The sequence below is a fragment of the Neisseria flavescens genome (assembly GCF_001618065.1).
Taxonomy (GTDB): Bacteria; Pseudomonadota; Gammaproteobacteria; order Burkholderiales; family Neisseriaceae; genus Neisseria; species Neisseria flavescens_A.
This window is the reverse complement of record NZ_LAEI01000007.1, coordinates 95,261-106,772: the sequence shown is the minus strand read 5'-3', so window position 1 is coordinate 106,772 and position 11,512 is coordinate 95,261. Positions and strand designations below refer to the sequence as shown.

The following is an 11,512-nucleotide window of genomic DNA, read 5'->3' as shown; positions in this document are numbered from 1 at the left end:
AAGGGAGATTAAGGGGATATTTGAGTAGAATCGGTGGATATTTGAAACGAAAACAGCCGAAATCCTGTTTTGGGCTTCGGCTGTTGAGGAAAGGGCTATTTTGCAAAGGTCTCAGGCCGTCTGAAAAACTTTAATATTCGTTTTTCAGACGGCCTTCTTTTCACTTGCCGAAACAAGAGTATTTTGTTTCTCAACTTTACAAAACGGTCAGTCTTGCTGCTTGCTTCTACCCCAAAAATTCTTTTAAAAACAGCAACACGCAGGCAAGTTCGTCGGCGGATTCGCGTTGCGTGCCGTTGCCGGTATGGCCGCCGCCGTCAGGTGAGTAGAGCCAAGATTGCGGCGAGGTTTCGCGCAGTTTGGCGTAGAACTTGAGCGCGTGGGCGGGATGGACGCGATCGTCGCTAAGGCTGGTGGTAATGAGCGCAGGCGGATAATCGATGCCGTCTGAAAGATTGTGATACGGCGACAATTCGCCCAGCCAGCGTTTGCAGACTTCGTATTTCTGCGGATTGCCGTATTCGTCCGTCCAGCTTGAACCGGCGGACAGCAGCGGATAACGGATCATGTCGGTCAGCGGCACTTCGCACACCAGCGCGCCGATACTTTGCGGCTCGCGCACGAAGGCGGCAGCGGTAATCAGGCCGCCATTGCTGCCGCCCTGCAAACCGATGTGTTTGGGCGAACTCATGCCGCGTTCGGACAAATCGCGCACGACGGCAAGCAAATCATCAACGCTTTTATGTTTGCTGATTCCCTGCGCCGCCTGATGCCAACGCGGGCCGAATTCGCCGCCGCCGCGGATGTTCGCCAACACAAAGGCATTGCCCTCTTCCAGCCAATATTTGCCGACGCTACCCAAATAATGCGGCAATTCGGGAATACCGAAACCGCCGTAGGCATAGACTAAGGTCGGCGTGTCGGGCGTGGCGTTTTTGCCGACGTGGAAATAAGGAATGCGCTCGCCGTCGGCCGAAGTCGTCCAAAACTGCTGCACGTTGATGCCGTCTGAATCAAACTGCTGCGGCTGACGGCGCATGACGGTCAGTTCCATCACGTTCAAATCCAATGCAAACAGCGTCAGCGGCGTGGTGAAATCGCTGGCGGCAAGGTAAACCACGTCGCCGCCCCAAGGCTGGTCGGTCATTTCCAACGCACCCGAAGGCAGGCGCGGCAACTCGGCTTCCTGCCATTTGCCATCGGTAAAGCGCCATGCTTTCAGACGGCCTTGTACGTTTTCCAGCAGGCTCGCTACGACAAAACGCTTGGTCGTTTCCACGCTTTCCAATGCCTGCGTTTCATCGGGTGCAAACAAAAGCTGCGCCGCGCCGAGTTCACCCCGATTCAGCTTTACCGCCACCAATGCGCCGCTCGGATAGCTTTGGTTCGCGCGGTTCCAGTCTTTACGCAACGTCAGCAAAAGATGTCCGGCCAAATAGCCCACCACGTCGCAATCGTTGGGCAGGTTTAACGGTTTCGCCTCGCCTTCGGCCGACACTTGCAAATAGGTTTTGGTGTAAAAACCGTCCGATGCTTCAATCAAATCAATCGGCGAACCTTGCGGATCGAGATAACGCCACGCGTTCACCATCATCCCGTCTTCGGCAATTTGATACACCGGCAGGCTTTCCTCGAAACTCTTACCGCGTTCCACCAGCCACACTTCGCGCGGATAGCCCGATTCGGTCAACTGGCGTTCGTCCCAAGCCGGACACACCCACACGCTGTTTTCATCGCGCCACGACACATGGTTTTTGCCTGCCGGAAAGTGAAAACCGCCCTCTACCAATTCCCCTGCTTCCAAATCCACTTCCAGCGTGTACGCCGTATCGCCGCCCGATTTGCTCAGTGTTAACAACGCGCGGTTGGGCTTTTCCACCAAGTGCGACACGCCGCCTAGATATACATCGTCGCCGAGCAACTCGTCGAAATCCGCCACTGAAAACAGGATTTTCCACTCAGGATAGCCGGAACGGTACGTCGCCGCTGTACATACGCGGTACACGCCCTTCGGATATTCCGCGTCCTGATGGAAATGGTACATCCGCGCGCGGTGTTCCTGACAAAACGGAATCTGCCGCGTGTCCTGCAACTGCGCCAAAATGCCGTCAGACAATTCGCGCGCCTTGTCGTTTTCTAAAAAACGCTTGCGCGTTTCGGCATGCGCCGCGGCGGCAAAATCTTGCGTTTCGGGAGATTCGAGGTTTTCAAAATGGAGATAGGAATCGGGGTAAGATTTCATAGGAAAAGGCCGTCTGAAAGATTGGGAAACGGAATTATAACGGCAAAATCAAAAAAGGCCGTCTGAAACCTGCGTTTCAGACGGCCTGAGACATTATCCAACTTAACGTCCGTATATTTTCCACAAACCTTCCTGCAAACCAAACGCAGGCTCGCCGTCTTGCGGCTGGGTGCGGACATAGCTGCCGTCAGGCTGCATCAGCCAAGCCTGGGTATTGTCTTCCAAAGCCATTTCCAAACCTTCACGGATCACGCGTTCTTTGAGTTCGGGCGTGGTAATCGGCGTGGCAACTTCAATGCGGCGGAAGAAGTTGCGACCCATCCAGTCGGCGCTGGAGATAAAGGTATCGTCTGCGCCGTTATTATGGAAGCAATACACGCGCGAGTGTTCGAGTTGGCGGCCGATAATGGAGCGGACGCGGATGTTTTCGGACAAGCCTTTTACACCCGGGCGCAAAGTACACATACCGCGCACAATCAGGTCGATTTGCACGCCTGCCGTGCTAGCTTGATACAGCGCATCAATCACGCTCGGCTCGATGAGGGAGTTCATCTTGGCGGTAATCCGCGCCGGTTTGCCTGCTTTGGCGTGTTCGGTTTCCTGCTTGATGCGGTCGATGACCATTTTGTGCAGGGTAAACGGGCTTTGATAGAGCTTGTTCAGACGGCCCGGTTTGCCCAAACCTGTGATTTCCATAAACAAAGTGTTCACATCGGCAGTAATCTGATCGTCGGCGGTGATGATGCCGAAGTCGGTGTAGATGCGCGATGTGCCTTGGTGGTAGTTGCCGGTACCGAGGTGGGCATAACGCTTGAGCACGCCGTCTTCGCGACGGATAACCAAAGCCATTTTGGCATGAACTTTGTAGCCGAATACGCCGTACACGACGTGCGCGCCTGCCTCTTCCAGCTGTTTCGCCCAGTTGACGTTGTTGGCTTCGTCAAAACGCGCCATCAGTTCGACGACGACGGTAACCTGCTTGCCCGCTAGTGCGGCCTTCATCAATGCGCGCACAAGCTCGGAATTGCTGCCGGTACGATAAATGGTCATTTTGACGGCCAACACATCCGGATCGGCAGCGGCCTCGCGTATCATTTGGACAACCGGATCGAAAGACTGATACGGGTGGTGCAGCAAAATCGGCGACTGTTTGACCAGTTTGAATACGGAGCCATTTTTACGCAAGGCTTTCAGACGGCCTGCATTGCGCGGCGGAAACTTCAAATCCGGCCTGTCCACCAAATCGGGGACGGCATTGAGGCGCACCAAATTGACCGGCCCTTTGACCTGATACAGCTCGGCAGAAGTTAGCTTGAACTGGGCAAGCAAGAAGTCGTGAATATGCGCCGGACAAGTGTCCGCTACTTCCAAGCGCACGCCGTCGCCGTATTCGCGGTCGTGCAACTCGTTTTGAATCGCGGCACGCAGGTTTTTCAAATCTTCTTCATCGACCGTCAAATCGCTGTCGCGCGTGAGGCGGAACTGATGGCAGTCTTTAACCTTCATGCCGGGAAAGAGTTTGCCGACATGGGCGTGCAAAATCGAAGACAAGAACACAAAGCCTGCATCACCGCCGCAAATTTCAGACGGCATGGGGACGACGCGCGGCAAAATGCGCGGCGCCTGAACAATCGCCATTCCGGACGGACGGCCGAACGCATCCGTGCCTTCGAGTTCGACGGCAAAGTTGAGCGATTTGTTTAACGGGCGCGGGAACGGGTGTGACGGATCAAGGCCGATGGGGGTAAGAATGGGCAACAGCTCGTTGTCGAAATAGTTTTCGATCCATTTTTTCTGCGCAGCCGTCCATTTGTGACGGCGATAGAAATGAATGCCGGCGCGGCCGAGTGCAGGCTGCAATACTTTGTTAAACAGATCGTACTGCTCGCGGATCAGAGCCTGCGCCTCTTTCGCCACCGCTTCGATGGTTTCGGCTGCGGTTTTTCCGTTGTCGAGCAGTTGATGCGGACGCAGTTTGTTTTCGCGTTTCAACCACGCCATGCGCACTTCAAAAAATTCGTCCAAATTGGAAGACACGATGCACAGGAAACGCAAACGTTCCAACAAGGGAACTTTCGTATCCTGCGCCTGAGCCAGTACACGGCGATTAAACGCCAACAGGCTGAGTTCTCGGCAAAGAATGCGGTTTTGCTCGGGCATGGTTCACTCCTGAAACATCGGTCATTAAGACTATAAAGTATAACGTTTTGCCGCCGTTCCGTCAGGTTTCAGACGGCCTTGGCAGAAAACCTTATCCCTATTTGAGGCAAGACAAAGGGTTATCCGTTTTTTTCTATGCCGAAACAGCGGTTTTTGCTATAATGCGCAGTTTAATGCAACCGCAATACCACTGCTAAAGGATAAGAAAATGGGCTTTTTGCAAGGCAAAAAAATTCTGATTACCGGCATGATCTCCGAGCGTTCCATCGCTTACGGCATCGCCAAAGCCTGCCGCGAACAAGGCGCGGAATTGGCATTCACTTATGTTGTCGACAAACTGGAAGAGCGCGTCCGTAAAATGGCTGCCGAACTCGGCTCCGAACTCGTGTTCCGCTGCGACGTTGCCAGCGACGACGAAATCAACCAAGTTTTCGTTGACTTGGGCAAACACTGGGACGGCTTAGACGGCCTCGTTCACTCCATCGGCTTCGCACCTAAAGAAGCTTTGAGCGGCGACTTCCTCGACAGCATCAGCCGCGAAGCGTTCAACACCGCTCACGAAATCTCCGCATACAGCCTGCCTGCGCTGGCAAAAGCCGCCCGTCCGATGATGCAGGGCCGCAACGCCGCAATCGTTGCCCTGAGCTACTTGGGCGCCGTTCGTGCCATTCCTAACTACAACGTTATGGGCATGGCCAAAGCCAGCCTCGAAGCCGGCATCCGCTTCACTGCCGCCTGTCTGGGTAAAGAAGGCATCCGCTGCAACGGCATCTCTGCAGGCCCGATCAAAACTCTGGCCGCTTCCGGCATCGCCGATCTCAGCAAACTCTTAGGCCACGTCGCTTCCCACAACCCACTGGGCCGCAACGTTACCACCGAAGAAGTCGGCAACACAGCCGCCTTCCTGCTGTCCGACCTCGCTTCCGGCATCACCGGCGAGATTACCTACGTTGACGGCGGTTACAGCATCAATGCGCTGAACGACGAAGAGAACTAAACGGTTTACACACCAAACGCACTTTCATGATGAAAGTGCGTTTTTTATGGCCATTACATTATGGCTTTAATAACTGCATGATAAAAAAGGCCGTCTGAAAGTCAAATACGGATACGAAACATTACCTTTACAGGATTTCAATGATTATGTTTTTAACATTATTATATTATCATTCTATCTCAATTTGAAATTCCGATAGAGCATTGATTCTAAAGATAACATTCATGTTATCTGATACTTAGCCGCTGATAAAAAGTGGTGCAAAAAAGTAACAAAAAAAATTTAGACGGCCTGTTTTTTCATACAGAAGGCATAGAAGCCGGGCATTTTTAGCATAAAATACAAAATTTAACATTAATGAATTTTTCTTAACCGATAAAGCGTTAATATGCCTGCCGTTTTATTGAACTACATCTGATTTTGACTCAAACACATACAGGAGATTAATTATGTCAATCGCTTCAGAATTTAAAGAATTTATTATGCGTGGCAACGTTGTCGACCTCGCAGTCGGTATGGTTGTCGGTACAGCATTCAGCGGCATCGTCAAATCATTGGTTGACGATGTAATCATGCCTCCTATCGGTCTGCTGATCGGCGGCGTTGATTTCTCCAACCTGTTCATTACCCTGAAAGACGGCGCACAAGCCGCTCCTGCTGAAGGTTACGCCAACCTGGCAGCCGCTCAAGCAGCCGGTGCCGTTACCCTGAACATCGGTCTGTTCATCAACACTGTAATCAGCTTCCTGATCGTTGCCGCTGCCATCTTCTGCGTGGTTAAAGCCATCAACTCCTTGAAAAAAACCGACGCTCCTGCTGAAGAAGCACCAGCAGAGCCTAGCGAAGAAGTTCTGTTGTTGCGCGAAATCCGTGACTCTCTGAACAAAAAATAATCATAATACCCAAACATACACACACAAACCAAGGCCGTCTGAAACCATTTCAGACGGCCTTTTCTCATACTAATCTGGTATAACCTTTAAGTCCTTCCCGCTGAAAGAATTACGCCCTTCCCTTTCTCAGCAAGTTATTCTGCTTTTTTAACCATGAAGCAACCCTCAAATGAGCAGCGCAACTCCTTGCTAATAAAAAAGCCCGATGCATTCAACATCGGGCTTTGAACTAGAAAACCAATCTTAGTCTTTGCGTGTTTCCACCAAAATCATTTCGACTGCTACATCTTCCACTTCTACTTTAGGCACATCCGAACGGCGTGTTTTAGCAACAGGTTCAGGTTGTGGCTGCGCGGCAAAAGCGGCAACGGCTTGCGGATCGGTTTCAACGAAGATCAAATCGCCCAAACCTTCCGGCAAAACAGCGGCAACAGGCGCTGTTTCAGCTACGGCCTCAGTTTGCGTTGCCACAGTTTCAGTTGCTGTTTCAACCGGTTCTGCGACTTCTGCAACGACTGTTTCATTCGGAGACAATACCGCGGAAATGGCTTCTTTGACGTTGTTGACTGCAGAAGTCAGCAGGGCTTGCTCGGCATCGGCGCTTTCAGTTTGCGCGACGGCAGGTTCGTCTTCGCTTTCAATCGCAAATACGAATGGCTCTGCGCTGGCAACTTCAGGCTCGGATACCACAATCACCAGTGGCTCGGCTTGATCGCTTTCAGAAGACAATGTCGTATTTGCGGCTTCAACCGTTTCGTTCAAACCCAAAACATGCGCTACGGCAAAGAGGACTTTGTCGGCGGTATCGGTAATGTTCAGGTATTGCTCGATTTTTGCCGAAGACGGAATATTGCGTTTTTTGCTGTTAGAACGGCGGTCGTTGCGGTTGTTACGCTGACGGTTATTGCGCTCACGTCCTTGACGGCCGTTGTTTTTCGCACCTTCTTCGCTGCGGGCGTTGTCGTCCGCTTCAACTTGCGCCTGTTCGCCATCGGCTTGAACGTTCACGTCCTCAACACGGTTTTCCGCAGGTTGATGACGGTTGCGCTCGTTACGACTGTTGTTGCGGCGGCGTTTATTGCCGTTTTGTTCCGCTTGGTTTTCAGACGGCATCTCAGCCAGTGCAGCCACTTCTTGAACGTTTACGTCTTCAACCACTTCCTCAACACGGTTGCGCTCGTTATTGCGATCATCGCGGCGGTTGTTGTTACGATTGCGGTTGCGGCGGGTGTCTTTACGCTCGTCGTTACGGCTTTCGCTTGATTTGCTTTCTTCAAACTTGCTGTCGGCAACTTCGGCATTCACTTCGCGCACTTCAACTTTGCTGCCGTCGTTTTTGTTGTTGCGGCGTGGATTTTGACGGCGGCTGTTTGAACGGCGGTTGCTGTTTTGGTTGCGGTTGGTTGTAGTGCGTTTTTCGGCAGGCTCTTGAGCAACTGCGGCAGGTGCAGGCTCGCCGCCGAAAATGCGTTTCAACCAAGCTTTGAAGCTGTCCCACCAAGAGGCTTTTTTCTCAGGGGCGACAGTCGGCGCAGGCTGGGTATGGCGCACGCCTTTGACAGCTGGCTCAGGACGGGAAGCTTTGGCTTTCTCGCTACCGAAAGGTTTGGCGGATTCGTCTTCTTCCGGCTCAGCAACGCGTTTGTAGCTCGGTTCGCCATCTTCTTCTACGTCATCGATACGGATGCGGTTGATTTCGTAGTGCGGATTTTCCAAGTGGATGTTTGGAATCAGGACGACATTCACATCCAAACGCTCTTCCATCGCAAACAGCTCGGCGCGTTTTTCGTTCAACAGGAAGGTAGCAACATCGACAGGCACTTGTGCGTGTACTTCGCCGGTGTTGTCTTTCATTGCTTCTTCTTGAATGATACGCAACACGTGTAGGGCGGTGGATTCGATGCCGCGGATGACGCCGGTACCGGCACAGCGCGGACACGCAACATGGCTGCTTTCGCCCAGAGCCGGTTTCAAACGTTGGCGGCTCAATTCCAAAAGACCGAAACGCGAAAGTTTGCCCATTTGCACGCGGGCACGGTCTTTTTTGAGCGCGTCGCGCAGTACGTTTTCAACATCGCGTTGGTGTTTCGGATTTTCCATGTCGATGAAGTCGATCACGACCAAACCGCCCAAGTCGCGCAGGCGCATTTGACGGGCAACCTCTTCGGCAGCCTCCATATTGGTTTTGAACGCGGTGTCTTCAATATCCGAGCCGCGTGTGGCACGCGCAGAGTTGACGTCGATGGAAACCAGGGCTTCGGTGTGGTCGATCACAATCGCGCCACCGGAAGGCAGGCTGACGCTGCGTGAGAACGCACTTTCGATTTGGTGTTCGATTTGGAAACGGGAGAACAGCGGCGTGTGGTCTTGATAGAGTTTCAGACGGCCTACATTGCTCGGCATCACGTAGCTCATGAACTCGGCAACTTGGTCGTAAACTTCTTGATTATCCACCAGAATCTCGCCGATGTCGGGACGGAAATAGTCGCGAATCGCACGAATCAGCAGCGAGCTTTCCATAAAGAGCAGGTAAGGGTCATGATGCGCTTTGCCTGCTTCTTCAATGGCTTGCCAGAGTTGCTTGAGGTAGTTCAAGTCCCATTCCAACTCTTCCGCGCTGCGGCCGATGCCGGCTGTGCGAGCAATAATGCTCATGCCGTTCGGAATGTCGAGTTCGGCCATGGCGGCTTTCAACTCTTGACGCTCCTCGCCTTCGATACGGCGGGATACGCCGCCGCCGCGCGGGTTGTTCGGCATCAATACCAGATAGCGGCCGGCCAGACTAATGAAAGTGGTCAGTGCCGCACCTTTGTTGCCGCGCTCGTCTTTTTCGACTTGGACGATAACTTCCATGCCCTCTTTGAGCACGTCCTGAATACGCGCCCTGCCGCCTTCGTAGTCGCGGAAATATGAACGCGATACTTCCTTAAACGGCAAAAAGCCGTGGCGGTCGGTTCCGTAATCGACGAAACACGCTTCCAGCGACGGCTCGATGCGGGTAATGATACCTTTGTAAATATTGCCTTTACGCTGTTCTTTGCCCAGCGTTTCGATATCCAAGTCCAAAAGGTTTTGGCCATCGACAATGGCAACGCGCAGCTCTTCGGCCTGCGTTGCGTTGAATAACATTCTTTTCATAGTCACCTCGTGAACAGCGGCCGTTTGATTTGTGAATATCTTTTTCAGACGGCCTGTCTGTCCGGTTGGCACTCTTCAAAGGCAAGATGGGAAAATCCCCGTGTAACCAGTATTTGATTTGAAATCCGCAAGGTTGCATGCTTGAGCTCAAGCCATGTGCGGACGGATTCGGATAAAGAAGGAAATAAAGAACAATGCGGCGGAAAGGTTGATGGTTCCGCTGCCGTCCGAATGCTGATGCTTCGGACAAAATAAGGCAGCCTACATCTTCTTATTATCGTAGCGCCGGTAATTTCGGACGGTGCTGCGCAGACTGCGTCTTACGCCCGGCCGGACGGCAGGTTCAATTCAAACTTAATTACGGGATTGCGTTTGCCGGCTTTGAACAAACACAAGGAAATGCTTTGCGGAGTGCGTTTTTAATATAAAATCTCGTTTTAACAATAAATCCGTTTCAGACGGCCTGCGACGGCAGGTTCAAGTCCTGAAACGGACGTTTGGGATTATAGAGAAAATGCACGCAATACGCAAAGATTCAGTCAGCCTGATTGCCGTTGCCGAACACGAGGAAGGCCAACGCCTTGATAACTATCTGATAAAAATCCTCAAAGGCGTCCCGAAAAGCCATATCCACCGCATCATCCGCGCCGGCGAAGTGCGGCTGAACAAAAAACGCTGCAAACCCGACAACCGTATTCAGGCAGGCGATACCGTCCGCATTCCGCCGATACGCATCGCCGAAAAACAAAGGCCGTCTGAAAGCCAGGCCGCGCCTGCGCGCGAATTTGACATCATTTACGAAGACGATGCGCTTTTGGTCATCAACAAACCGTCCGGCATTGCCGTTCACGGCGGCAGCGGCGTGAGCTTCGGCGTCATCGAACAAATCCGCCGCGCCCGTCCCGAAGCGCGTTATCTCGAACTCGTCCACCGCCTCGACAAAGACACCAGCGGCCTTTTGATGATAGCCAAAAAACGCAGCGCCTTGGTGAAACTGCACGAAGCCATCCGCAACGACCATCCAAAAAAAATCTATCTCGCGCTGGGTGTCGGCAGGCTGCCGAACGACCGCTTCCACGTCAAGCTCCCCCTGTTCAAATACACCGGCGCACAAGGCGAAAAAATGGTGCGCGTCAGCGAAGACGGCCAATCCGCCCACACCATCTTCCGCGTGTTAAACCGTTTTTCAGACGGCCTTTTGCACCAAGTCGGCCTCTCCGACCTGACCTTTGTCGAAGCCACCCTGAAAACCGGCCGCACCCACCAAATCCGCGTCCACCTGCAATCGCAAGACTGCCCCATTGCCGGCGACGAACGCTACGGCGACTATCAGGCCAACAAACGCCTGCAGAAACTCGGTTTGAAAAGAATGTTCCTGCACGCTTCCGAGCTGCATCTCGCCCATCCGCTGACCGGCGAAAAACTGATCCTGAAAGCCCCCCTGCCGCAAGAATTGGCGCAATTCGTTGTAATGTTGGAAAATCAGGAAAAGGCCGTCTGAAATCAAATAGATTTACTTAACCCAAAATAAGGAAACGTCATGTCTAAATTTTATCTTCTATTAGCATTAATTTTAGCTGGTTGTACAACTGCATCGGGAATCCAAATCGTTGAAAAGGGAAACTCGGGTTTTGATACAGCAATCATTTACAAAGGCAAAGAAACTATTTTAGATGTTAATGAAAATAATGAACAAGAATATCGCATATTCCACCAAGGAGCATCAGGATTTACTCCTTCAACTGCTGTGAGACACAGTGCTGAAAAAAGAGCACAGGCTTTCTGCAAACAAAAAAATAAAAGTATGAAAGCAATTAGAGAAAGAGCATCTACTCCTCCTCACATCTTAGGGAATTGGCCTAGGATTGAAATTATTTTTATCTGCACAGAGACAAAACAAGTAGATATTGATAATTCAAGCAACAACAAAAAATATGATCAATTAGTAAATTTAAAGAAATTATTAGATCAAGGTATTCTTTCCGAACAAGAATTCAATCAAGAAAAAGTTAAAATATTAAGTAACCCATAGTTCTATTCGTGTATTTTGGTGAATTCAGCTACATCAAAATACACTTTTAA

The 11,512-nt window shown here is 51.7% G+C and carries 7 protein-coding genes; 4 read left to right on the top strand and 3 right to left on the bottom strand.

The window, feature by feature from the left end; genetic code table 11:
- Positions 1–226: 226 nt before the first annotated feature.
- Positions 227–2,242 carry a prolyl oligopeptidase family serine peptidase gene (locus TW89_RS02500; protein ID WP_128580445.1) on the bottom strand — a complete coding sequence of 672 codons (2,016 nt, stop codon included), beginning with the start codon at positions 2,240–2,242 and terminating at the stop codon, positions 227–229.
- Between the two features lie 102 nt (positions 2,243–2,344).
- Complete coding sequence (ppk1, locus tag TW89_RS02495) at positions 2,345–4,402, bottom strand: polyphosphate kinase 1 (protein WP_070461136.1); 2,058 nt, start codon at positions 4,400–4,402, stop codon at positions 2,345–2,347.
- 208 nt (positions 4,403–4,610) lie between these two features.
- Here ppk1 and fabI point away from each other — a divergent pair, with 208 nt between their 5' ends.
- Positions 4,611–5,399, top strand: a complete 789-nt coding sequence (gene fabI / locus TW89_RS02485; protein ID WP_003748060.1) for an enoyl-ACP reductase FabI — start codon at positions 4,611–4,613, stop codon at positions 5,397–5,399.
- A 449-nt stretch (positions 5,400–5,848) separates the two neighbouring features.
- Entirely contained in the window at positions 5,849–6,292 is a 444-nt protein-coding gene (gene mscL, locus TW89_RS02475) for a large conductance mechanosensitive channel protein MscL (RefSeq protein ID WP_049323121.1), read from the top strand.
- A 243-nt stretch (positions 6,293–6,535) separates the two neighbouring features.
- Here the strand turns inward: mscL and TW89_RS02470 are convergent, their stop codons facing one another.
- Positions 6,536–9,430 carry an Rne/Rng family ribonuclease gene (locus TW89_RS02470; protein ID WP_128580444.1) on the bottom strand — a complete coding sequence of 965 codons (2,895 nt, stop codon included), beginning with the start codon at positions 9,428–9,430 and terminating at the stop codon, positions 6,536–6,538.
- Between the two features lie 514 nt (positions 9,431–9,944).
- Between TW89_RS02470 and TW89_RS02465 the strand changes: the two genes are divergently transcribed.
- Both TW89_RS02465 and TW89_RS02460 read left to right on the top strand, forming a co-directional pair.
- Entirely contained in the window at positions 9,945–10,931 is a 987-nt protein-coding gene (locus TW89_RS02465; protein ID WP_128580443.1) for an RluA family pseudouridine synthase, read from the top strand.
- A gap of 39 nt (positions 10,932–10,970) precedes the next feature.
- A complete protein-coding gene (locus TW89_RS02460) occupies positions 10,971–11,462 on the top strand; it encodes an SHOCT domain-containing protein (protein ID WP_070826668.1) in 492 nt (163 codons plus the stop codon).
- Positions 11,463–11,512: the final 50 nt, after the last annotated feature.